Source organism: Nocardiopsis sp. YSL2 (genome assembly GCF_030555055.1).
Taxonomy (GTDB): domain Bacteria; phylum Actinomycetota; class Actinomycetes; order Streptosporangiales; family Streptosporangiaceae; genus Nocardiopsis.
The window spans coordinates 4,487,669-4,511,477 of the sequence record NZ_JAMOAO010000001.1 but is presented as its reverse complement, the minus strand read 5'-3'; the positions used below and the strand labels follow the sequence as shown (position 1 = coordinate 4,511,477).

18 protein-coding genes are annotated in these 23,809 nt (G+C 71.5%); 10 read left to right on the top strand and 8 right to left on the bottom strand.

The features are described from left to right. Positions 1-54: 54 nt before the first annotated feature. From leuA to M1P99_RS19805, 4 genes are all read right to left on the bottom strand, one after another. Positions 55-1,755 (bottom strand): 2-isopropylmalate synthase, encoded by a 1,701-nt coding sequence (gene leuA / locus M1P99_RS19820; RefSeq protein ID WP_304454098.1) that lies wholly within the window; start codon positions 1,753-1,755, stop codon positions 55-57. Positions 1,756-2,144: 389 nt separating this feature from the next. Then, complete coding sequence (gene gcl, locus M1P99_RS19815) at positions 2,145-3,860, bottom strand: glyoxylate carboligase (protein ID WP_304454097.1); 1,716 nt, start codon at positions 3,858-3,860, stop codon at positions 2,145-2,147. Positions 3,861-4,021: 161 nt separating this feature from the next. Further along, a complete protein-coding gene (locus tag M1P99_RS19810; RefSeq protein ID WP_304454096.1) occupies positions 4,022-4,909 on the bottom strand; it encodes a 2-hydroxy-3-oxopropionate reductase in 888 nt (295 codons plus the stop codon). A 93-nt stretch (positions 4,910-5,002) separates the two neighbouring features. Then, positions 5,003-5,800: a hydroxypyruvate isomerase family protein gene (locus M1P99_RS19805; RefSeq protein WP_304454095.1), complete on the bottom strand. Its 798-nt coding sequence runs from the start codon at positions 5,798-5,800 to the stop codon at positions 5,003-5,005. Positions 5,801-6,269: 469 nt separating this feature from the next. Here M1P99_RS19805 and uraD point away from each other — a divergent pair, with 469 nt between their 5' ends. From uraD to M1P99_RS19780, 5 genes are all read left to right on the top strand, one after another. Next, positions 6,270-6,824 carry a 2-oxo-4-hydroxy-4-carboxy-5-ureidoimidazoline decarboxylase gene (uraD, locus tag M1P99_RS19800; protein ID WP_304454094.1) on the top strand — a complete coding sequence of 185 codons (555 nt, stop codon included), beginning with the start codon at positions 6,270-6,272 and terminating at the stop codon, positions 6,822-6,824. Continuing rightward, the gene (gene uraH, locus M1P99_RS19795; RefSeq protein ID WP_304454093.1) at positions 6,821-7,165 is read left to right on the top strand and encodes a hydroxyisourate hydrolase; all 345 of its coding nucleotides are present in this window, start codon (positions 6,821-6,823) and stop codon (positions 7,163-7,165) included. Before uraD ends, uraH begins: the two co-directional genes overlap by 4 nt. A 200-nt stretch (positions 7,166-7,365) precedes the next feature. After that, positions 7,366-8,262 (top strand): factor-independent urate hydroxylase, encoded by an 897-nt coding sequence (gene pucL / locus M1P99_RS19790; RefSeq protein WP_304454092.1) that lies wholly within the window; start codon positions 7,366-7,368, stop codon positions 8,260-8,262. 344 nt (positions 8,263-8,606) lie between these two features. Next, positions 8,607-10,115, top strand: coding sequence for a nucleobase:cation symporter-2 family protein (locus tag M1P99_RS19785; protein ID WP_304454091.1), 1,509 nt, complete (start codon positions 8,607-8,609; stop codon positions 10,113-10,115). Between the two features lie 90 nt (positions 10,116-10,205). Next, positions 10,206-11,594 (top strand): jacalin-like lectin, encoded by a 1,389-nt coding sequence (locus M1P99_RS19780; protein ID WP_304454090.1) that lies wholly within the window; start codon positions 10,206-10,208, stop codon positions 11,592-11,594. Positions 11,595-11,768: 174 nt separating this feature from the next. On the opposite strand, the gene M1P99_RS19775 is transcribed toward M1P99_RS19780, so the two are convergent. Beyond that, positions 11,769-12,833, bottom strand: coding sequence for an alkene reductase (locus M1P99_RS19775; RefSeq protein ID WP_304454089.1), 1,065 nt, complete (start codon positions 12,831-12,833; stop codon positions 11,769-11,771). Positions 12,834-13,014: 181 nt separating this feature from the next. Between M1P99_RS19775 and M1P99_RS19770 the strand changes: the two genes are divergently transcribed. The 4 genes from M1P99_RS19770 to M1P99_RS19755 all read left to right on the top strand — a co-directional run bounded on the left by M1P99_RS19770 (position 13,015) and on the right by M1P99_RS19755 (position 18,589). Then, positions 13,015-16,347, top strand: a complete 3,333-nt coding sequence (locus M1P99_RS19770; RefSeq protein ID WP_304454088.1) for a BTAD domain-containing putative transcriptional regulator — start codon at positions 13,015-13,017, stop codon at positions 16,345-16,347. A 236-nt stretch (positions 16,348-16,583) separates the two neighbouring features. Next, entirely contained in the window at positions 16,584-17,849 is a 1,266-nt protein-coding gene (locus M1P99_RS19765) for a M14 family metallopeptidase (protein ID WP_304454087.1), read from the top strand. Positions 17,850-17,966: 117 nt separating this feature from the next. Beyond that, positions 17,967-18,182, top strand: a complete 216-nt coding sequence (locus M1P99_RS19760; protein WP_304454086.1) for a type II toxin-antitoxin system VapB family antitoxin — start codon at positions 17,967-17,969, stop codon at positions 18,180-18,182. Beyond that, positions 18,179-18,589 carry a PIN domain nuclease gene (locus M1P99_RS19755; RefSeq protein ID WP_304454085.1) on the top strand — a complete coding sequence of 137 codons (411 nt, stop codon included), beginning with the start codon at positions 18,179-18,181 and terminating at the stop codon, positions 18,587-18,589. The genes M1P99_RS19760 and M1P99_RS19755 overlap by 4 nt, the downstream gene beginning before the upstream one ends. A gap of 56 nt (positions 18,590-18,645) precedes the next feature. Here the strand turns inward: M1P99_RS19755 and allB are convergent, their stop codons facing one another. Then, complete coding sequence (gene allB, locus M1P99_RS19750; RefSeq protein ID WP_304454084.1) at positions 18,646-19,995, bottom strand: allantoinase AllB; 1,350 nt, start codon at positions 19,993-19,995, stop codon at positions 18,646-18,648. After that, entirely contained in the window at positions 19,992-21,275 is a 1,284-nt protein-coding gene (locus tag M1P99_RS19745; protein WP_304454083.1) for an aldolase, read from the bottom strand. Before M1P99_RS19745 ends, allB begins: the two co-directional genes overlap by 4 nt. A gap of 318 nt (positions 21,276-21,593) precedes the next feature. On the opposite strand from M1P99_RS19745, the gene M1P99_RS19740 reads away from it, so the two are divergent. Further along, on the top strand, positions 21,594-22,328 hold the full coding sequence (locus tag M1P99_RS19740; protein ID WP_304455759.1) for an IclR family transcriptional regulator: 735 nt from the start codon (positions 21,594-21,596) through the stop codon (positions 22,326-22,328). Between the two features lie 509 nt (positions 22,329-22,837). Here the strand turns inward: M1P99_RS19740 and era are convergent. Beyond that, positions 22,838-23,806, bottom strand: a complete 969-nt coding sequence (gene era, locus M1P99_RS19735) for a GTPase Era (protein WP_304454082.1) — start codon at positions 23,804-23,806, stop codon at positions 22,838-22,840. Positions 23,807-23,809 lie beyond the last annotated feature (3 nt).

The following is a 23,809-nucleotide window of genomic DNA, read 5'->3' as shown; positions in this document are numbered from 1 at the left end:
GTGGGGCCCGCGACCTGTGTCGGTCGCGGGCCCCACGGGTGGGTCGGTGTCGGCTCAGGCGCGGCCGATGGCGCTGCACAGCGCCTTCAGCGAGGCCGTCGTGATGCTGCTGTGGATACCCACGCCCCACACGACGCGGCCGTCGATCTCGGCCTCGACGTAGGCTGCGGCGCGGGCCTCGCCGTCACCGCCCATGGAGTGCTCCACGTAGTCCATGACGCGGACCTTGACGTCGACGTCGGTCAGGGCGTCGCAGAAGGCGGAGATCGGGCCGTTGCCGGTGCCGGTCAGCTCGCGGATCTCGCCGTTGACGCGGGCGTCGGCCTCGATCCGGTAGGTGCCGTCCTCGGCGGTGGTGGAGCGGTGGGCCAGCACCGCGACCGGGCCCTGCTCGGACAGGTAGGTGTCGGAGAAGATCTCCCAGATGCGCCCGGCCGGGAACTCGCCGCCCTCGGCGTCGGTGAAGCCCTGGATGACCTGGGAGAACTCGATCTGCAGGCGACGCGGCAGGTCCAGCGAGTGGTCGCGCTGCATGATGTAGGAGACGCCGCCCTTGCCGGACTGGCTGTTGACGCGGATGACCGCCTCGTAGTTGCGCCCGACGTCCTTGGGGTCGATCGGCAGGTAGGGCACGTCCCAGGTGTACTCGTCGACCGGGGTCCCGGCGGCCTCCGCCGTCTCCTCCAGCGCCGTGAAGCCCTTCTTGATGGCGTCCTGGTGGGAGCCGGAGAAGGCCGTGTAGACCAGGTCGCCGCCGTAGGGGTGGCGCGGGGCGACCGGCAGCTGGGTGCAGTGCTCGACCGTGCGGCGGATCTCGTCGATGTCGGAGAAGTCGATCTCGGGGTCCACGCCCTGGCTGAACAGGTTCATCCCCAGGGTGACCAGGCAGACGTTGCCGGTGCGTTCACCGTGCCCGAACAGGCAGCCCTCGACGCGGTCGGCCCCGCCCATGACCGCCAGTTCGGCGGAGGCCACACCGGTGCCCCGGTCGTTGTGCGGGTGGACGGACAGGACCACGTGCTCGCGACGGGTCAGGTTGCGGCTCATCCACTCGATCTGGTCGGCGTAGACGTTGGGGGTGGCGCGCTCGACCGTGGCGGGCAGGTTCAGGATGATCTCGCGGCCCGGGCCGGGCTGCCAGACGTCCATGACCGCCTCGCAGACCTCCAGGGCGAAGTCCAGTTCGGTGTCGACGAAGATCTCGGGCGAGTACTCGTAGCCGAAGTACTCGGTCTCGCCCAGGTACTGCTCGGCGAACCGCATGACGTGGCGGGTGCCCTCGACGGCGATGTTCTTGCAGGCCTCCCGGTCGACCCGGAAGACGACGCGGCGGAAGGTCGGCGCGGTCGCGTTGTACAGGTGGACGGTGGCGCGCTTGGCGCCGACCAGGCTCTGCACGGTGCGCTCGATCAGGTCCTCGCGGGCCTGGGTCAGTACGGAGATCTGGACGTCGTCGGGGATCAGGTCGTCCTCGATCAGGGACCGTACGAAGTCGAAGTCGGTCTGGCTGGCGGAGGGGAAGCCGACCTCGATCTCCTTGTATCCCATGCGCACCAGCAGCTGGAACATCTCGTGCTTGCGCGCGGAGTCCATCGGCTCGATCAGCGCCTGGTTGCCGTCGCGCAGGTCCGTGGACAGCCAGCGGGGCGCCTCGGTGATGGTCTTCGTCGGCCAGGTGCGGTCCGGCAGGTCCACCGGAGCGAAGGGCTCATAACGGTGGAAGGGCATAGGGCTGGTCTTCTGCTGCGGCACCATGTCGGTGGCTCCTCGGTGAAAGTTCGCGTGGTCAAAGGTCGACCAGGACAAGCCGAAGCCCCGCGGCGAGGGAGCCGACCTTTTAACGACCCCCGCCGCGGCCGCTAAGGAGGAGCAGCTCGCGCAGCATAACGGGATTCACGCTAGCAGACGGATCCGAAACCCTGGTACCCGACGCCCACATTCTGGGACGTCACCCTGTTCGACGGTGGCGGGGGCCCCGCTATTCCCGCGCACGGCGCAAGGGGCGCCGCGGTGGCCCGGCCAAGTGGTCACCGTGACGCCCCTCAACCCCCATGGGGGCCTGGTCGCCGCGGCCCGGGGTGCAGGTCCGGGCCGCGGCGGGCTGTGGCGGCGGTCGCGTGGCTGTCCGACCGCCCGCGGGCGGGTTACGCGCCGGGGACCGGCTCGAACTCCTTGACCGCGTTGATCGCCGGTCCGTGCGGGGTGTTGGCCTCGCGCTCGATCATGATCTCGACCAGGACGGGACGCGAGGTCGCACGCGCCTCCTTGCGGGCCCACTCCAGCGACTCACGGATCTCGGCGGGCTCGAAGACGCGGCGGCCGGAGCAGCCGTAGGCCTCCATGAGCTTGACGTTGTCCGTGCCGTACTCGTCGTAGTGGATGTCCACCTGGTAGTTCATGTCGAACGGGATGGACGCCTGGCGGATCAGGCCCAGGTACTCGTTGTTGAGCATGATGATGACGTAGGGCACGTCGTACTGGGCGGCGACCGCCAGCTCCTCCACCATGTACTGGAAGCCGTAGTCGCCGACGATGCCGACGACCTCCGCGTCCGGTGCGGTGTTCTTGAGGGCCTTCTTCACACCGATGGCCGCGGGGATCTCCCAGCCCAGGGGCCCGGCCTGGCCGCAGATCTGGTAGCGGCGCGGCTTGTAGGCCTTCTGGTGCTGCCCGCCCCAGATCTGGTAGAGGCCGATCGCGGTGACGAAGTAGGTGTCCTCGTCGAAGACCTCGTTGATCTCCTTGTACACGCGCGGCGCCTTGACGGGGACGGTGTCGAAGTCCTCGCGCCGGGTCAGGCCGGCCTTGAGCTCACCGATCCGGTCGATCCACGGCTGCACCGCGGCCTTGGCGTCACGGCGCTTGGCGGCGGCGAGCAGTTCGCGCAGGAACAGCCTGGCGTCGGAGACCACGCCCAGGTCGGGCTCGAAGACCCGCCCGATCTGCGTGGCCTCGATGTCCACGTGGATGAACGTGCGGTCGCCGCGGTAGACGTCGATCTGCCCGGTGTGGCGGTCGGCGAACCGCGCGCCGACGGCCAGGACCAGGTCCGACTCCAGGAACGAGGCGTTGCCGTAGCGCTGGGAGGTCTGCACGCCGGTCATGCCGGAGTAGAGCGGGGAGTCCTCGTCGAAGGACCCCTTGCCCATGAGGGTGACCTGCACCGGCACGTTCAGGTAGGCGGCCAGCTCGCGCAGCTCGTCGGAGGCCTCGGCCAGGATCACGCCGCCGCCCGCGAGGATGAGCGGGCGCTCGGCCTCCAGCAGCAGGTCCAGGGCGCGCTCGACCCGCGGCAGGTGCGGTTCGACGGTGTTGATCTTGAGCGGGGCGTCGATGGAGGGGTCGTAGTCGATCAGCTGCTGGGCGATGTCGACCGGGATGTCCACCAGGACGGGGCCGGGGCGGCCCTCCTGGGCGATCCGGAACGCCTCGCGGAAGATCCACGGGGCGGTCGCCGCCTCCTTGATCTGCACGGCCCACTTGGTGACGGGCTTGGCGATCTCGACGATGTCGACGGCCTGGAAGCCCTCCTTGTCCAGCAGGTCGGTGCGCTGCTGGCCGGTGATGCACACGATCGGCACGGAGTCGGCGATGGCCGTGTACAGGCCGGTGATCATGTTGGTGCCGGCGGGGCCGGAGGTGCCGATGGCCACACCCACCCTGCCGGTGGTGCGCGACCACCCGTCCGCCATGTGGGTGGCGCCCTCCTCGTGGCGGACCGTCAGGTGTTCGATCCCACCGACGTCCTCCATGGCCTTGTAGAGCGGCAGGATCGCCGCACCCGGGCAGCCGAAGGCGGTGTCCACGCCCTCGTCTTTGAGAACCTCGACGACGGCGTTCATCGCGGGCATCTGTACCATTTGAAGCGAACCCTTCAGTGCTAGGGGGGTTGAACGGATTTCCGTCGGCGGGACCCAGGGTGCGGCCAACACCCGAGGCCGCCGCCGGCCACGCGGTTCACACGTCAGCCGTGGTGGCGGACGGCCGGTACCGCCGACGGGAATTCCACTCGTGGCGGTGGTTACGCGCCACGACCCGACAGTTGCAGGACGGTCTTCAGCAGCGCGGAGTGGTCGAGCCCGCCGTCGCCCTGGAGCTTGAGCGCGCCCACGAGCTGCGCCACAGTGGCGCCCACGGGGAGCGCGACCCCGGCCTCGCGGGCCGAGTCGGTGACGATCCGCATGTCCTTGTCGTGCAGCGCGATCCGGAAGCCCGGCTTGAAGTCGCGCTCGCGCATGACCTTGCCCTTGCGCTGGAGGACGGTGCTGCCGGCGAGGCCGCCGCCCAGGACCTCCAGGCCCGCCTCGGTGTCCACGCCGTGCGCCTCGAGGAAGACGAGGGCCTCGGCCAGGAGCTGGATGTTGCCCGCGACGATGAGCTGGTTCGCGGCCTTGACCGTCTGGCCGGAGCCGTGCGGGCCGACCAGCACGGGCGTGGTGCCCAGGACGTCGAAGACGGGGCGCGCGGCGTCGAAGTCGGCCTGCTCGCCGCCGACCATGATGGACAGCTTGGCCTCGATCGCGCCGGCCTCGCCACCGCTGACGGGCGCGTCCAGGACGCGGAAGCCCCGTTCGGTGCCGGCCTGGGCGATCTCGCGGGAGACGTCCGGGCGGATGGTGCTCATGTCGATGATGAGGGTGCCGGGCTTGGCGCTCTCGAAGACCCCGCCCTCACCGAGCATGGCCTCCTTCACGTCCGGGGAGTCCGGGACCATCGTGATGACGATGTCGGCGTCGGCGACCGCTCCGGCGATACTGCCCCCGCGGCGGCCGCCCCGCTCGACGAGCGAGTCGACGCGGTCGGGGGTGAGGTTGTGGCCGGTGACGGTGTAGCCGGCGCGGACGAGGTTGGCGGCCATGGGCAGGCCCATGATCCCCAGTCCGATGAAGGCGACGTTCGTGGCGGGCATGGTGGCCCCTTTCGTGGCTGTACTGGTGTGCGGTGGTGGGTGACGGGCGATGGTCCGCGGCCGGAGGCCGCCCGTCGGGGGCGGCAGTTCTCCCTAGCGGAGCCAGCCGAAGCTCTCGTGGCTCGGGACGGTGGGCTTGTACTCCAGACCGACCAGCCCGCGGTAGCCGTGCGCCTCGGCCGAGGCGAGCAGCTCGTGGACGGGCAGTGCACCGGTGCCCGGCTCGCCCCGCCCGGGGGCGTCGGCGATCTGGATGTGGCCGAACTCGGCGGCGTGGGCGCGGACCACCGCGGCCACGTCGTCCCCGTTGACCGCCAGGTGGAAGAAGTCGGCCAGGAGGGCGACGTTGTCGGCCCCGGCCTCCTTCACCTTCGTCACGAAGGCCAGGCCGTCCGCGGCGGTCTTGAGCGGGTAGTCGTCGGCGCCGCTGAGCGGCTCGATGAGAACGGTGCCGCCGACCTTGGCGACCGCCTCGGCGGCGGCGACGGTGTTCTCCAGGGCGAGGCGGTCCTGTTCCGCGGGGTCGACGCCCGGCTGGCGGCGGCCGTAGAGCGCGTTGAAGCCGGTCGTTCCGGTGCGCTCGGCGATGCGGGCGACCACGTCGAGATTGGCCAGGAACTCGGCGCTGCGCGAGGGCTGGGAGAGCACGCCGCGGTCGGGGCCGGGCAGGGCACCGGCGAAGAAGTTGAGCCCGCTCAGCCGGACCCCGGCGGCGTCGATGGCCGCGATGAACGCGTCGACCTCGTCCTGGGGCGGGGTGGCCTCGTCGAACGGCCACCAGAACTCCACGGCGTGGAACCCGGCGTCCCGTGCGGCCTGCGGGCGCTCGTTCAGGGGGAGCTCGGTGAACAGCAGCGAGCAGTTCACCGTGTAGCCCAGAGCGTGGCTCATGCCTTGCCTCCGTCACCTTGGATTCCGCTTTGTGGAATCTGTTTTTCACTTGAAGGAATAACCAGAGTGTGCGGGGCGCCACCCCGGCTTGTCAACCTCCCCGAACGAGGCGAGGGCGGGCACTCACCCCCCAACAGGCCCCACGCCGCCTCCACCCCCCTTGCACCGGAACTCCCCCCGGACCCCCTCACCCCCGCACTCCGCACGGGACCCCCCACTCCAGATCAGGCAACTTCGTCGGTAGTTCACTACGCGGAATGAAGGTCGGAGTTTTTGGACGCAGCCCCCTAGCCAGTGTTGACAAGGTCACACCCACACGGGTTAGAGTCCGTCTACTCCGTCATACGGAAACATCCATCTGCACTACGAAAACGGCTGGCCGGGCGGGACGAGATCACCCGCATCCTCCACACGAGCGCGGGTACAGGACCTCCGCAGCACAACGACCGGCCGTACAACGGGAGCCCACATGCCCGAGACCACCGCGAGCCCGCCGGGCCGCGCCTCCGATCCCGGACTGGAGCGCCTCAACGCGCTCTCCCCCGCGGAGCTGCGCACCGAGCTCGCGCAGTGCCTCGACATCGAACGCTGGGTCGAGGCCGTCGCGTCGGCCGCCCCCTTCGCCGACCGGCGGGACCTGCTGGCACACGCCGACAAGCACGCCCGCGCGGTGAGCGCCGACGAGGTCGCCGCCGCGCTCGCGCGGCACCCGCGCATCGGCGACAAGGCCGAGGGGAAGAGCACCGAGGCGGCCTGGTCCCGCGGGGAGCAGTCCGCGTTCGCCGCCGACACCGACGACGCCTCACTGCGCGTCCAGCGGATCTTCGAGTTCGCCCAGGGCGAGTACGAGGGCCGGTTCGGGCAGATCTACCTCGTGTGCGCCAGCGGCCGCTCCAGCCGCGCACTCCTCGCGGACCTGATCGGCCGGCTGGAGAACGACCAGGACACCGAACTGGCCGTGGTCGGGAACGAACTCCGCAAGATCGCCGGACTCCGGCTCGAGAAACTCCTGGACGCCGCATGAGCCACGTGACCACGCACATCCTCGACGCCGCGCTGGGCCGCCCCGCGCGCGAGGTCCCCGTCCGGCTGGAGGCGGCGGCCGACTCCGCGCGCACCTCCTGGAAGCCCGTGGCCGAGGGCCGCACCAACGCCGACGGGCGCGTCCCCGACTTCGGCCCCGACCAACTGCCGTCCGGGTTCTACCGGGTCGTCTTCGACACCCAGGCCTACTTCGACGCGACCGGGCAGAGCGGCTTCTACCCCGAGGTCACCATCGTCTTCCACCTGACCGACGAGGACGCGCACTACCACGTGCCTCTGCTGTTGAGCCCGTTCGCCTACTCGACCTACCGCGGCTCCTAGGGCGTGGCCCTCCGGCCGCCCGCCGCACGACCCCCGGAAAGGAGCCGCCGGACGGTTCCCACCGCGAACACACCCACCCTCTTCGAGTGCGCGACAGGTCCTTCCGCATGACCACAGCGGTCCTCCCTCGTACGCACGGCGCGACAGCGCGAACGATGACGACTTCGGTTCATGAACGAAAGCGAACGGAGTTCACCCTGATGGGCATCCGACTCGGAGACAACCAGTACGGCAAGGCCGAGGTACGCCTCGTCCACATCGACCGCGACACCGACGTCCACCAGATCAAGGACGTCAACGTCACCTCACAGCTCCGCGGGGACCTGGAGACCGTGCACACCGTCGGCGACAACAGCACGTGTCTGCCGACCGACACCCAGAAGAACACCGTCTACGCCAAGGCCCGCGAGTGGGGCGGCGTCGGCGCCATCGAGACCTTCGCCCTCCGCCTCGCCCGACACTTCGTGGACGAGCACGACTACGTGCACGGCGCGCGGCAGGAGATCCAGGAGTACTCCTGGGACCGCATCACCACCTCCGGCGGCCCGCACGACCACGCCTTCTCCAGGCGCGGCGCCGAGACCCGCACCACGGTGGTCCAGAAGGACGGCGACCGGGAGTGGGTCGTGTCCGGCTTCGAGGGCCTGACGGTCCTGAAGTCCACCGGGTCGGAGTTCCACGGCTACCCGAAGACCAAGTACACGACGCTCGCCGAGACCACCGACCGGATCCTGGCGACCGACGTGACCGCGCGCTGGCGCTACACGGGCACCGACCACGACTTCGACAAGGCCTACGCCTCCATCCGGGCGCTGTGCCTGGAGGCCTTCGCCGAGACGCACAGCCTGGCCCTCCAGCAGACGCTGTACGAGATGGGCCGGGCCGTGCTGGAGGCCCACCCCGAGGTGGCGGAGATCCGCTTCTCCATGCCCAACAACCACCACTTCCTGGTGGACCTGTCGCCGTTCGACCTGGAGAACCCCGGCGAGGTGTTCTTCGCCGCCGACCGCCCCTACGGCAAGATCGAGGCCACCGTCGAACGTGACGACGCGCCCGACGCCGGTGACGCCTGGAAGCACGTGCCCGGCTTCGTCTAGACCGGACCAGGCCGCCTCCACCGGGGCCCGGCGCCGCGCCGCGCGCGGCGTGGCCGGGTCCCGGCTCCCCTCCACCCCTTGACGGGGTTCCACCGCGCGAGGTCGCACCTCACCGGCTCGCGTTCCGGCGCAGCCGCCGACCCGCCGCCCGCCACCCGCCATCGCCCTCGGGCGCTGCGCGGGAGTAGGGCTACCACCCTCAACCGACGGCCTTCGGCCGCAGCCCCACCCGCGGCGTGCCCGAGAACAGCCGTCGAACAGGGTCGACGCCACCGGGTCCCACACCCGAGAGACCGGTCACCCCCCACCGGATGACCGCCGACAGCGAAGGCTGGACACTGGCCATGAACGACAGTCCGTCCCCGAAGGACTCGGCCACAACGACGCCCCACCCGTCACCCACCACCCCCCGTCCCGAGGACGAGCGACCGCCGTTCCGGCTCCAGCTCGTCTACGGACTCCAGCACATCCTCACCATGTACGCCGGCGCCGTGGCCCCCGCACTGGTCATCGGCGCCGCCGCCGGACTCGCGGACGACCCCGCCGCCATCGGCATCCTCGTCAGCGGAGCGCTCCTGGTCGCCGGTATCGCCACCCTCCTGCAGACCGTCGGGCCCCGGCGCGTGGGTTCGCAGATGCCCATCGTGGTGGCGTGCTCGTTCGTCCCCGTCAGCGCGATCACGGCCCTGGCCGCCGGTGAGAACGGGGAGAACCTGCCCGTGGCCTTCGGCGCGTCGATCGCGGCGGGACTCTTCGCCCTGCTCCTCACGCCGTTCTTCGGGCAGCTCATCCGCTTCTTCCCCCCGATCGTCACCGGCACGATCATCACGGTGATCGGGCTGAGCCTGATGCCGGTGGCCGCCCGATGGATCATGGACGGCGCGACCGTGGTCCGGGAGGACGGCTCGGCCGCCCCCGCCGCTCCCCTGGCCAACCTGGCGCTGGCCGGGGTCACCCTCGCGCTGATCCTGCTCTGCTCCCGCGTGCTGCCGGGCATCTGGGGCCGCCTGTCGGTCCTCATCGGACTCGTCGCCGGGGTCCTGGTCTCGCTCCCCTTCGGGATGGCCGACTTCAGCCGGGTCGGCGAGGCCGACCTCGTGTTCGACCCGACATCGGTGTTCTACTTCGGGCTCCCCCGATTCGAGCTCACCGCCATCATCACGATGTGCATCATCATGCTGGTGGTGCTCACCGAGGGCGCGTCGCACATCATCGCGGTCGGCGAGATCACGGGGACCGCGGTGGACGCCAAGCGCATCTCCGCCGGCCTGCGCGCCGACGTCAGCGGATCGATCATCGGCCCGATCTTCAGCGCGACCCCGACCAGTTCGTTCGCCCAGAACATCGGACTGCTGGCCCTGACCGGGATCCGCAGCCGGTTCGTCGTCGCCACCGGCGCGGGCATCCTGCTGGTGCTGGGACTGTTCCCCGTCCTGGGCGGTGTCATGGCCGCCATCCCCACCCCGGTGCTCGGCGGCGCGGGACTGGTGCTCTTCGGCAGCGTGGCCGCGAGCGGCATCAAGACCCTGGCCAAGGTCGACTTCACCCACAACCTCAACCTGGTCCTGGTGGCCGCGGCCTTCGGCATCGCGATCATCCCGCTGGCCTACCCGACCTTCTACGCGTTCCTGCCGGAGCCGGTCGAGATGGTCGTGCACTCGGGCATCATCGGCGCCGCCGTCGTCGCCATCGTGCTCAACATCTGCTTCAACGTCATCGGCCGGGCGCGCGGAGGCGGTGCCCCGGACGAGATCGACTCCGAGGAGATCGGTACCGCCGGTCCCGGCGAGGCCAAGTACACCAGCCACGCCGACGCGGCCTACCAGGACCGCCCGGAGGAGCCGCAGGGCTGACGGCGGTGGAGATCGCGTCTCCGTCCGGCCCGGGAGCCGGACGGAGACGTAGAATCCGGCGGGCACCGTCCCCTCCAGACAGAGGTCCACGTGTCCCGCTCCCCCTCGCGCTCCCTGTCCGTTCTCCTGGCCTCCCTGACCCTGCTCGCCCCGCTGTCGGCCGTGCCCGCCGCGGCCGCGCCGACCACCGCGGCCCCGACCGGCCCCGTCGGGTCCGCCTCACCCGCCGCCGACGCCGCCTCGGGGACCTTCTCCGTGCTGACGTACAACGTCGCGGGCCTGCCGGAGCTCATCACCGACCCCGACGAACAGCGCCCGAGTGTCAACACCCCGGTCATCGGGCGGCGGATCGCCCCCTACGACGTGGTCCACGTCCAGGAGGACTTCAACTACCACGCCGACCTGTACGCGAACGACGACCACCCGTACCGGACTCCCACCAGCGGTGGCGTGCCCTTCGGTGACGGGCTCAACACCCTGTCCCACCTGGCCTACAGCGACTTCCACCGGGTCGGGTGGGACGAGTGCAACGGCACCGACTGCCTCACGCCCAAGGGCTTCACGGCCTCGCGTGTCCGTCTCGCCCGGGGCGTGTACGTCGACATGTACAACGTGCACACCAACGCCGGGGTCGCCGACGCCGACCTCGCGGCCCGCCGCGCCAACATCGGACAGCTGACCCGGTTCATCGAGCGGCACTCGGCCGGGAACGCCGTCGTCGTGGCGGGCGACACCAACACCCGCTACACGCGTACCGGCGACAACATCCGCGAACTCGCCGACACGCTCGGCCTCGCCGACGCCTGGGTCGAGCACGCGCGCGGCGGCGACCGCCCCGCCGCGGGCGCACCCGCCCTGGTCTGCGAGACCAACGCCCCCACCGACGGCTGCGAGGTCGTCGACAAGATCCTGTTCCGCTCCAGCGCCTTCGTCGACCTGCGCTTGGCCGACTACCGCAACGACCACACGGACTTCCTGGACGACGACGGTCGGATGCTCTCCGACCACTACCCGCACACCGCCGAGTTCTCCTGGTCGCTCCCGCCCGGCGTCCGGATGAGCGACCTCGCGGGCGGTCCGCACGGCACCCCGTTCACCGATGTGGAGCGGGTCGCCCGCGGGACCGAACCCCTGACCCTGTCCCTTCGCTCGGGGGCGCGCCTGGACCGGGTGGCGCTGGACTACGCCGACGGAGGGCGTGTCTCCCACGGAGGGACGGGCGGCACCGAGCGGTCGCTCACGCTCGACCCCGGCGAGCACCTGGTCTCGGTCGCCCTGTCGACCGGGCGGCGCGACGGGCGCACGCGGGTGTTCCGCGCCGCGTTCACGACCGACCGGGGGCGGACGCTCTCGGGCGGCACGCCCACGTCCGACACGGTGACCTTCACCGCGCCCTCCGGGTGGCGCGTCGCCGGCTTCCACGGTCGGGCCGGGGACGAGGTCGACAAGCTCGGGGTCATCTACACCCCGATCCCCTGACCAGGGGCGCCGGAGGCTGCCGGAGGAGCCGAGCCGGAGCAGGAAGGACTGCGCCGTAGGCGTCCGCCGAGGTAGAGGCGGGCGACGGCGTCGGCACGAGCGCAGGCGACGAAGACCCCGGATTCCAGGGCCCCGAGCCCGGCCCCACGCGAGGGCCGGGCTCGGGTGCGCGGATCAGGACCGGTCGAGGACGGGGTAGTCGGTGTAGCCGCGGTGGTCGCCACCGTAGAAAGTGGCGGAGTCGGGATCGTTGAAGGGCCCGTCGGCCCGGACGCGGTCCAGCAGGTCGGGGTTGGCGAGCCAGGCGCTGCCGAGGGCGACCGCGTCGACCAGGTCGTCCTCCAGCGCGGAGACGGCGGGGGTGAGGTCCAGTCCGGCGGCGGGGTTGTGGACCAGGGCGCCCTGCCACTCCTTGCGGAAGAGCTCGGCGGTCTCGCGGGAGGCCATTGCCAGGTGCAGGAAGGCCAGGTCCGAACGGTCCTTCAGTCCGTCGATCAGGGCGAGGTACTGGGCGCGGGTGTCGCTCTCGGTGATGCCGTTGAAGGGGTTGCCCGGGGACAGGCGCAGGGCCGTGCGCTCGGCACCGATGGTGTCGGCGACCGCGTCGACGACCTGGACGGCGAAGCGGGCCCGGTTCTGGGGGCTGCCGCCGTACTCGTCGGTGCGCTGGTTGGCTCCGTCGGCGAGGAACTGGTGGATGAGGTAGCCGTTGGCTCCGTGCAGCTCGACGCCGTCGAAGCCGGCGGTGATCGCGTTGCGAGCGGCCGAGGCGAAGTCGTCGAGGGCCTCGGCGATGTCGGCGTGGGTCAGCTCGCGCGGGACCGGGTGCTCGACCATGCCGGAGCCGTCGAACAGGGACTGGCCCGAGGCGATCGGCGAGGGGGCGACGGGCAGGCCGCCGTCGGGGTACAGGCTCGGGTGGCCGATCCGGCCGGTGTGCATGATCTGGGCGAAGATGCGGCCGCCGCGCTCGTGGACGGCGCCGGTGACGCGCTTCCACGCTTCCACCTGCTCGGCGGTGTGCAGGCCGGGCGTGTTGATGTAGCCCTGTCCCCGCACGCTGGGCTGGGTGCCCTCGGTGATGATGAGCCCGGCGGAGGCGCGCTGGGCGTAGTACTGGGCGACGAGGCCGTCGACCTGGCCGTCGACGTAGGCGCGCGAGCGGGTCATCGGCGCCATGAAGAGGCGGTTGGGCAGCTCCAGGCCGCCGAGGGTGATGGGGTCGAACAGGGTGCTCATCGTGGTGTCTCCACACTCTCGCGGGGCGGTGCCCCTGGCTGATGTCCTCAACCTAGGCAGGGGCGCTCACCGTCTCCTTGCCATCCGCTGTCCGCCCTTCGCCGACCGCTGTCCGCCCGCTGTCCGTCCGTTGTCGGCCCGACCGGAGTCCGCCGCGAACCGGCGGCATACCCTGGTCCCCATGCGATTCGGCGTTCTGGGACAGCTCGCGGTGTGGACCGGCGGGGACGAGCCGGTCCGTGTACCCGGCGCCAAGGTCAGGGCGCTCCTGGCCCACCTGCTCGTGCACCGCGGGACGTCGGTGTCGGCGGACCGGCTCGCGGCCGAACTGTGGGACCAGCCCGAGCACGACACCTCGGCGGCACTGCAGACCGCGGTCTCACGCCTGCGCGGCGCGCTCGAGCGGGCCGAGGCCGGCGCGCGCGGCCGGGTGGAGTCCGGCCCCTCGGGCTACCGGCTGCGGGTGGACCCCGGCCAGGTCGACGCCGACCGCTTCGAGGACCTGGTCGCACGGGCCCGCGGCGCCGACCCGGCCGAGGCCGCCGCCCTGCTCGGGCAGGCCCTGGACCTGTGGCGCGGACCGGCCCTGGCCGACCACGCCGACGCGCCCTTCGCCGCGCCCGCCATCGGCCGGTGGGAGGAGATGCGCCTGACCGCGCTCGAGGACCGGGCCCGGGCCCGTCTCGACCTGGGGGAGGACGCCGCGCTCGTCGCCGAGCTCGACGAGCTCCTGGGCGCCGAACCGCTGCGGGAGCGCCTGCGCGCCGCGCACATGCTCGCCCTGTACCGCTCCGGCCGCCAGACCGAGGCCCTGGAGAGCTATCGGCGGGGCCGCGAGCTGCTGGCGGGGGAGATCGGAGTGGAGCCCGGCCCGGAGCTGGTCCGCCTGCACGAACGGATCCTGGCGCAGTCCCCCGACCTCGACCGCACGGCCGCACTTGTTCCCGCATCCGCACCCGCCACGGCACCCACCACCGCGCCCGGAGGCTCCGCCGCGCCGGCGTCCGCGGCCTCGGGCGCGGTCGGCCTGCCGGTCCCGCTGACCGACGTGGTCGGCCGCCAGGAGTCGGCCCGACGGCTTCTGGAGGACCTCAGGCGCTTCCGCCTGGTCACCCTGGTGGGCCCCGGCGGCGTCGGCAAGACCACGCTCGCCCTGAGCGCGCTCTCCGCGGGCTCGGCGGAGTCCCCCGTCTGGTTCGTCGAACTGGTCGGCCGCGCACCGGAGGCCACCACCCCCGACGACGTGGCCGACGCGGTCGCCGAGGCCATGGGACTGCACGACGAGGGCGACGGGAGCGGCGCCGGCGGCCAGGCCCCGGGGCGCTCCTCGGCCGAGCGCCTGGCGGCCTCGCTGGGCACGCAGCCCGCCCTGCTGGTCCTGGACAACTGCGAGCACGTGACCGCACCGGTCGCTGCCCTGGCCGTACGCCTGCTGCGCGCCGCGCCGGGCCTGCGGATGCTGGCGACCAGCCGCGAACCGCTGGGTGTGCCCGGCGAGCGCCTGCACCAGGTCCGTCCGCTCCGGGCGCCCTGTGACCACTCCCCCGCCGAGATGGCCGGGTCCGACGCCGTCGAGCTCTTCACGCGGCGGGTGGCGGCGTCCCTGCCGTCGTTCACGCTGGACGAGGACAACGCCGAGGCCGTGGCCACGATCTGCCGGCGCCTGGACGGGCTGCCGCTGGCCCTGGAGCTGGCCGCCGCCCGGGTGCGCTCGCTCGGCGTCCGCGAACTCGCCACCCGGCTGGGCGACCGCTTCCAACTCCTGGGTGGCGGGGGCGCGGGTCTGCACGAGCGCCAGCAGACCCTGCGCGCGATGGTCGACTGGAGCTGGCGGCTGCTGACCGAGGCCGAGCGCGCCGTGCTGGGCCGGCTGTCGGTCCAGGTCGGATCGTTCTCGCTGGAGGCGGCCGAGGCCGTGGCGGTCGGGCCCCTGCCCGGCGGGGGGCGGGTGGAGACCGCCGACGCGGCCGGTGTGCTGGCCGCACTCGTCGACCGGTCCCTGGTCGTGGCCCAGCAGAACCGCGAGGGCACCTGCTTCCGGCTGCTGGAGACGATCCGCGTCTTCGCGCGCCAGAAGCTGGCCGAGTCCGGGGCCGAGCCCGAGGCCCGGCGCCGCCACGCCCACCACACCGCCGATCGGCTGACACGATGCGACCCGCTCGCCCTCACCGCGGACATCGGCCGGTCCCTGGACCACATGGAGCGGGACGCGGCCAACGTCCGGGCCGCCGCGGAGTGGGCGGCCGACAGCGGGGACGCGGGCCTGGCGCTGCGCATCACCGGTTCCCTGGGCTGGTCCTGGTTCCTGCGCGGCCGCTACCGCGAGGGCGGCCGGCTGCTGGCACGGGCCCTGGCGGCGCCCGGCCCGGCCACCGACGCCGAACGCGCCGTCGCCCTGCTCTGGCGGTTCTCGCTCGCCTTCACCGAAAGCCCCCACACCGCTCTCCAGGACCTCGCGCACCAGGCGGTCGCCCTCGCGGAGCGCTCCGGCGACCCGCTCCTGCCGTCCAGGGTCCGCACCGTCCTCGTGTGCATGACGTCGGCCGTGGACGGCCCCTCGGCACCCGTGCGCTCACCGAGGAAGGTCGTGGAGGAGGCCTCCCGCGTCTTCGAGTCGTCCGGTGAGCTGTGGTGGCAGGCCTTCGCGCAGAACCTGTGCGGTTGGTGGGCGATGCGGCACAGCGAACTGGCCGAGGCGCGCCGGTACGGCCGGGAGAGCCTGGAGCACTTCGTCGCGCTGGCGGAGCCGTGGGGCCAGGTCCGCTCGTGCGGACTGCTCGGAATCCTGGCCGAGATCGAGGGCTCCTACGAGGAGGCCGCCGACCTGCACCGCGCGGCGCTGGACCACGCCGAACGGATCGGACTGTGGACCGTGGTCGTGGAGGAGCTGACCCGCCTGGCGCGTGTGCACATGCTCACCGGCGACTTCGCGCTGGCCGACGAGTACAACCACCGCGCGCTGCGCGTATCCGGAGAGCAGGCCTTCAACAGCAAGGTGCTGTTCGTGCGCGGTGGTCTGGCGATGACAGCGCGGCGGCGCGGCCGACCGGAGGAGGCCGAGCGGTACCTGCGCGAGATCCTGGCCGCCCACCGCCGGGAAGGCTACCGGCCGGGGCAGGCCTTCGCCCTCGCCGAGCTGGGCATGTGCGCCGAGGCGCGCGGCGACGCGACCGGAGCCCGGAAGCTGCACGAGCAGGGCCTGGAGTGCGCCCGGCTCGCCCGCGACCCGCGCGCGGTCGCCATGGCGTTGGAGGGTCTGGCGGGGGCGGACGCCCTGGTCGGCGAGGGGGTGCGCGCGGCCCGGCTGCTGGGCGCCGCCGCCCGGGCCCGGGAGGAGACGGGTGCCCCCCTGCCCGCGGCCGAGCGCTTCGACGTCGATCGGATCACCACCGCCGTGCGCGGACTGCTGGGGGACGCGGCCCTGGAGCACGAGTGGTCCCACGGGCACGAGTGGATGCTCTCGGAGGCGGTCCACCGGGCGCTCGGCGAGCCGTCGGTCCCCGAGCGCGCCTGAGCGGTGCGCGGCCGGGACCGGGCCGACGACCGACCGTGATCACGCTGTGGCCACATCCGGCCACAGCGTGTTCACGTTGACCCGCGAGTCAAGCGGGCTTCACCTGCGCGGCTCCGCAAACAAGGCATTCCGCCACGTGAGTCACGCATAGTCATACACATTGACAATGTGTAGGGCGCTCTCTTCCAATGACCGTCAGGTATTCGACGCCTCGACCCCGCTCCCCCGGAGGCCTCGTGAGAGCCACGCTCGTCCGACGAACCCTTCTTCCCCTCACCCTCGCCGCGCTGACGCTGGGGCTCCTCGGCCCCACGGGCGCCGGCGCCGCCACAGACCCCGGACTGTTCGAGGTCCACGGGCCGAACACGCCCGAGGAACGCACGGCGGTCGCCGCGACCGGCGCCGCCATCGACGAGGTCCGCGACGACTCCGTCGTCGTCACCGCCACACGCTCCGAAGCGGAGGCCCTCGCCGACCTCGGCCACGAACTGACGGAGATCACCCCCTCGCCGGTGCGCCCGCTCGCACCGGACGAGGGCTACACCACCTTCGACGAACTGCGCGAGACCATCGACGGGGTGGCCGCCGCCCACCCCGGTATCGTGGAGCAGTCCGTCGTCGGGCAGTCGTACGAGGGCCGGGACCTGGTCGCGGTCAAGATCAGCGACAACGCCGGCGTGGACGAGGACGAGCCCGAGGTCCTGTTCACACACTCCCAGCACGCCCGCGAGCACCTGACCGTGGAGATGGCCGTCTACCTGATGCGGCTGCTGACCGACGAGTACGGCAGCGACGCGCGGATCACGGACCTGGTGGACTCCCGGGAGATCTGGATCCTGCCCAACGTCAACCCCGACGGCTCCGAGTACGACATGGCGGGCTCCAACTGGCGCAACTGGCGCAAGAACCGCCAGCCCAACCAGGGGTCCTCCGCCGTGGGCACCGACATGAACCGCAACTGGGACTACCTGTGGGGCTGCTGCAACGGCTCCTCCGGCAGCCCGTCCAGCAGCACCTACCGCGGCCCTGCCCCGGAGTCGGCGCCCGAGGTGTCGGCGGTCGCGGACTTCGTGCGCGGCCGGGTGGTCGGCGGCGAACAGCAGATCACCGCCGCCATCGACTTCCACACCTACAGCGAGCTCATCCTGTGGCCCTACGGCTACACCTACGACGAGACCGCCAACGGCATGACGCGGGAGGAATACGACACCCACGCCGCCCTGGGCACCCACATGGCCGACGCCAACGGGTACACGCCGCAGCAGTCCAGCGACCTGTACATCACCGACGGGACGATCAACGACTGGCTCTGGGGCGACCAGCGCATCGTGAACTTCACCTACGAGATGTATCCCAGCAGTTGGTGGGGCGGCGGCTTCTACCCGCCCTCGTCCGTGATCGACCGCGAGACCTCCCGCAACCGGGAGGCCGTCCTGCGGCTGCTCGACTACGCCGACTGCCCCTACCGCATCATCGGCGAGGAGGAGGCGTACTGCTCCTGACCGAGCGCCCCCCCTGCGGCCCCGGACACCCCACGGTGCCCGGGGCCGCGGCCAACTCAAGCACACCCCGGGCCTTCGTATATACTACTCATAGAGACCTATATACAGGAGGCAGTCATGACGAAGGTCCTGATCGACATCGACGACAAGGCTCTGAACAGAGCCGCTGAGCTTCTGGGCACCAAGACCAAGAAGGACACGGTGAACACCGCTCTCAGGGAGACCGTGGAGAGGCTGGACCGCGCCGTGGCCTTGGCGGAGATGCGCGATCTCGTAGCCGACGGTGCCCTCGACCTCGACCTCCTCTCGAACATGTCGGGACGTCAGACGTGACCCCTGCCCACTACCTCATCGATACGAGCGCTCTTGTGCGCATCTTCGCGCGTCCCGAGGAAAACCGGAGGTGGGACCAGGCCCTGGTGCAGGGTCTGGTCGCCGTGTGCCCACTGACTGAACTGGAGATCCTGTACACGGCGCGATCGGCCAAGGATCGGGAACGGGCAGTATCTCTCCTCAACCGGCTTCTATTCCCCATCGATCCAGATGACCGCGACTACCGGCGGGCTTGGGAGGTTCAGAAGGAACTCACTTCCCGAGGTGAACACCGTAGTGCTGGACCGGTCGACCTCGTGGTGGCCGCCTGCGCGGAGCTCAAAGGGCTCACCCTCGTCCACAACGACAAGGACTTCGAAACCATCGCCAGGGTGACCGGACAGAACGAATTGCGTGTAGCGGATTGACCACTTTGGGCGAACCCCCGGACACCCCTTCGGTGCCCGGGGCCGGGTCCTCGGAGTCAGTCGCGGGCGAGCAGGTGGCCCCTCGGCTGCGCGAGGTCGATCTCCTCGCCGCGCAGCAGGGTGCGGCGCACCCGCCCCTGGAGCTCGGCACCGTCGTAGGCGCTCACGGGGTTCTTGTGCGCGAGCTCGCGCACGTCCACCCGGATCGTCTCGTCCGGCGCCACGATCGCGAAGTCCGCGTCGTTGCCCTCCGCGATGGCGCCCTTGCCCCGTAGCCCCGCGACCCGGGTCGGGCCCTCCGCCATCCAGCGCACCATGTCGACGAGGGTCGCCCCCCGACGGCGCGCCTCGGACCAGACCGCGGAGAAGCCCACCTGGAGTCCGGACACACCGCCCCAGGCGGTCCCGAAGTCGCCGGTGTCCAGGTCCTTCAGATCCGCGGTGCTGGGCGAGTGGTCGCTGACCACGCAGTCGATCAGGCCGTCCATCAGCGCCCGCCACAGCAGGTCGCGGTTGGCCGAGGAACGGATGGGCGGGCAGCACTTGTACTGCGTGGCCCCGTCCGGGATCGTCTCCGCCGCGAGCGTCAGGTAGTGCGGGCAGGTCTCCACGGTCAGCGGCACGCCGTCGGCCCTGGCCTGGGAGATCAGCGGCAGCGCCGACGCGCTGGACAGGTGGAGCACGTGCGCGCGCGTCCCCGTGCGCCGCGCGGTCTCGATCACCAGCGCGATGGCCGCGTGCTCGGCCTCGTCCGGGCGCGAGGCCAGGAAGTCCGCGTAGTCGCGGCCGTGCGCGGCCGGGGCGCCGTCCAGAACCCCGGGATCCTCGGCGTGCACGATGATCTGGCCACCGAAGTCCCCGATGGCCTCCATCGCGGTCGCCAGCTCCGCGGCGGACAGGTGCCCGAACTCGTCCACGCCGGACGGGGACAGGAACGCCTTGAACCCGTACACGCCCTGCTCGTGCAGGGCGGCGAGCTCCTTGGTCTCCCCCGGCTGGGAGTTCTCCGGGACGGCGCCGCCCCAGAAGCCGACGTCGACACTGACGCGCTCGCGCGCCACCGCGCGCTTGGCTGCCAGCCCCTCGACCGTGGTGGTCGGCGGCACGCTGTTGAGCGGCATGTCCACGATGGTGGTCACCCCGCCCAGTGCGGCGGCACGCGTGGCGCTCGCGAAGCCCTCCCACTCGGTGCGGCCGGGCTCGTTGACGTGCACGTGGGAGTCGACCAGCCCGGGCAGCAGGACCTCGTCCTCGGACAGGACGATCTCCCGGGCTCCGGAGGCGGACGCGTCGGCGCCGGGCAGGACCGCGGCGGTCCGGCCCCCGGAGACGGCCACGGTCACCGCACGCTCACCGTCGGGGGTGACGGCGCGCGCGGCGCGAATGAGGAGGTCGTAGTGGGTCATGCGTTCTCCTGTCCGATACGGCGCGTGGCCAGGGCCACCAGTGTGGCGGTGTCCGTCCCCGTGCGCTCAGCGATCTCGGTCTCGTCCAGCGCACCGCAGCGCAGACCGTTGACCAGAGCCGACGCCAGCGCCTGCGCGGTGGCGGGCTCGTCCATCACACCACCGGCGACGGCTCCGAAGTAGGCCTTGAGCCGGTCGGCGGCGGGCACGAAGGCCTGGCGGTAGAAGGCGTAGGTGGCCAGGAAGCGCATGGGGAGCTGGTGGGGGTGCACGTCCCAGCCCTGGTAGAAGCCGCGCTCCAGCGAACGGCGGACCAGTGCGGCGTGCAGGTCCCACGCGTCGTGGACCTCCTGGCGGCTGCCCACCGGTAGGACGTTGCTACCGCCGTCGGACAGCCACACGCCGGTCCCGGCGGCGGCCACCTGCATGACCGCCTTGGCGTGGTCGGCGACCGGGTGCGCCAGGCTCTGGTGGGCGGCGGTGATCCCGCAGGCGGCGCTGTAGTCGTAGGTGCCGTAGTGCAGGGCGCTGACCCGTCCCTGCCCGGCGCGGATCATGTGCGGCACGGCCGCGGTGCCGTCGGGCAGCAGGACCGACTGCGGCGTCTCGATCTGCAGCTCGAAGCGCAGCCGCCCCTCGGGCAGGCCGAAGCGCCGCTCCAGGCGCTCGGCCACCCACACCATCGCCTCGACGTGCTCGACCGAGGTGATCTTGGGGAGTGTGAGGAGCAGGTTGTCGGGGAGCGAGCCGTGGCGGTCCAGGAGGGTCTGGAGGAAGAGCGTGAGGCTGCGGACGCCGCGGTGCCGACCGGCCGCCTCCATCCCCTTCATCCGGATGCCGAAGTAGGGGGTGGCGCGGCCCTGGGCGAGGTCGGCGGTGAACGCCTCGGCGACGGCGATCACGTGGGCGTCCTCGGCTTCGTCGCCGTGGTCGCCGTAGCCGTCCTCCAGGTCGGCGCGCAGGTCCTCGATCGGCTCACGGGCCAGCTTGTCCTGGACGCGGGACAGCAGGTCGGACAGGTCCGCCCCGCTCATCCTCCTGGTCTCGTCGAGGTCGTCGGGCTTGGGCGCGAACTCCGTGAGCGCCTCCGACGCGCGCCGGCCCCAGTCGGCGGCCAGACCGGGGTGGACGCGGTCGGCCGGGACGTAGACGGTGTGGACCGGCTGGCGGGCCGCGTTCGCTCCCGGGTAGTCGCGGGCCAGGCGCGCGTCGGCGTCGGCCAGGCGCGCGTCCAGCGCGGCCGTGAGCTCGCCGATGTCCAGAGGGCTGTCCGATGCCACGTGTTCAGTGTCCTCTCCGTAGGCCGGAGCCCGGCGGCGGTCTCCCGCACCCGGACTCCGGATTTCTATATGCGGATACTAACTTCTGCTATTCGGAACAACAAGGGATGCCCTGGGGGAAAGCCACCCCTCACGCCCGGACCTGTGACGCGGCCGCGACCCCCACCCTGACATCGAGATGGCGGGAAGTACTTTTCGTATTGCAGAATAGAACCGATGACTTCAGCGGCCCACAACCCGGGAGCATGACCTTTGTCAGACTCGCTGCCCCCCATCGACGCCCCGCGCCCGGAAGCCTCCGGCAAGCGCGCCGGCGGCGTGCAGTCCCTCGACCGTGCCTTCGCCCTGCTGGAGATCATGGCCGAGGCAGGCGGTGAGGCCTCGCTCAGCCAGTTGGCCGACGCCTCCGGGCTGCCCCTGCCCACCATCCACCGCATCATCCGCACCCTGGTCGGCAACGGCTACGTGCGCCAGCTGCCCTCCCGGCGCTACGCGCTCGGCCCACGGCTGATCGGACTGGGCGACAAGGCCTCGCAGATGATGAGCACCTGGGCCCGTCCCCACCTGGCGCAACTGGTGGAGGACCTCGGGGAGACCGCCAACCTCGCCATGCTGGACGGCGACAAGGTCATCTACGTCGCGCAGGTCCCCTCCCCGCACGCCATGCGCATGTTCACCGAGGTCGGCCGCCGTGTCCTGCCGCACTCGGCCGGAGTCGGCAAGGCACTGCTGTCCCAGCTCACCGACGAGGAGGCGCTGGCCACGGTCCACCGCACGGGCATGCCCGCCGCCACCGACCGCACCATCGTCGACCCGGACGCGTTCGTCGCCGAGCTCCACCGCATCCGCAAGGACGGCTACGCCATCGACGACGGTGAGCAGGAGATCGGCGTCCGCTGTGTCGCGGTGCCCGTCGACGGCGCGCCCTCGGGCATGGCGGTGTCCGTCTCCGGCCCCGAGGCCCGCGTGCACTGGGACTTCGTCGACCGCGCCGCCCCCATCGTGCAGCGCTGCGCCACCGCCCTGGCCGCCGACCTCAACAACCAGGGCTGACCCGCCACGCCGCACGATCGCGACACCCGGGGGCCGACCCAGGCACCCACCAGGCGCGCCTCGCTGGGGTGAACCAGGACGAAACGGCCTACCTCCACCCCAGGGGGTGAGAAGTAGGCCGTTCGGCTCGCGCGGGCACCGAGGTGTTGGAGGTGGTCCGTTCAACCCGCCCCGCCCCCAGGGGGTGTATCCGGGCCAAAGCGAGGAACGAGCGGCGGCCCGAAGAAAGCACGGCGAGGGCGCCGACGGGTCCTGGAGGGCCTGGAGGTGGGTCCGTGAGGAACGAGCGGACACACCAGAAGGCGCGAAGGCCCCGTCTTCAGGGCGCCCGAGCAACCCGCCCCGCCCCGCCCCCAGGGGGTGTATCCGGGCCAAAGCGAGGAACGAGCGGCGGCCCGAAGAAAGCACGGCGAGGGCGCCGACGGGTCCTGGAGGGCCTGGAGGTGGGTCCGTGAGGAACGAGCGGACACACCAGAAGGCGCGAAGGCCCCGTCTTCAGGGCGCCCGAGTCAGGTCTGCTGGTCGAATCCCAGCTTCCGCAGCTGTTTGGGGTCGCGCTGCCAGTCCTTGGCCACACGCACCCGCAGGTCCAGGAAGACCCGCCGACCCAGCAGGGCCTCGATCTGTTTGCGCGCCCGCGACCCCACGTCGCGCAGGCGCGAGCCCTTGGAGCCGATCACGATGGCCTTCTGGCTGGGGCGCTCCACGTACAGCGACGCGTAGATGTCCACCAGCTCCTTGCCGGGCCGGGTGTTCTCCCGCTCGTACATCTCGTCCACGACCACCGCGATGGAGTGCGGAAGCTCGTCGCGCACACCCTCCAGGGCGGCCTCGCGGACCAGCTCCGCCACGAGCATCTCGTCGGGCTCGTCGGTGAGGTCGCCGTCGGGGTACAGCGGCGGTCCCTCGGGCAGGTGCGAGCACAGCACACCCGTGACCGTGTCCAGCTGGAATCCGCTCTGGGCCGAGACCGGCACGATGTCGGCCCAGTCGCCCAGCTCGTCCACGGCCATCAGGTGCCGGCCCACGGCCTCCTTGTCGACCTTGTCGGTCTTGGTGACCAGGGCGACCACCGGGGTGTTGGTCTGCTCCGCCAACTCCTTGGCGATGTAGGTGTCACCCCGGCCGATCGGTTCGTCCGCGGGCAGGCAGAAGACGATGACGTCCACCTCGACCAGCGTGGACCGCACCAGCGAGTCCAGCCGCTCCCCCAGCAGGGTCCGCGGCTTGTGCAGGCCCGGCGTGTCCACGATGATCAGCTGCGCGTCCGGACGGTGGACGATGCCCCGCACGGTACGCCGGGTGGTCTGGGGCCGGTTGCTGGTGATCGCCACCTTCTGCCCGACCAGCGCGTTCATCAGAGTGGACTTGCCCACGTTGGGGCGGCCGACGAAACAGGCGAACCCGCTGCGGAAGCCCTCCGGGAAGGAGGGCATCTCCAGCGGTACGCGCAGTTTCTCCAGGTCGAGGTCGTTCATCGT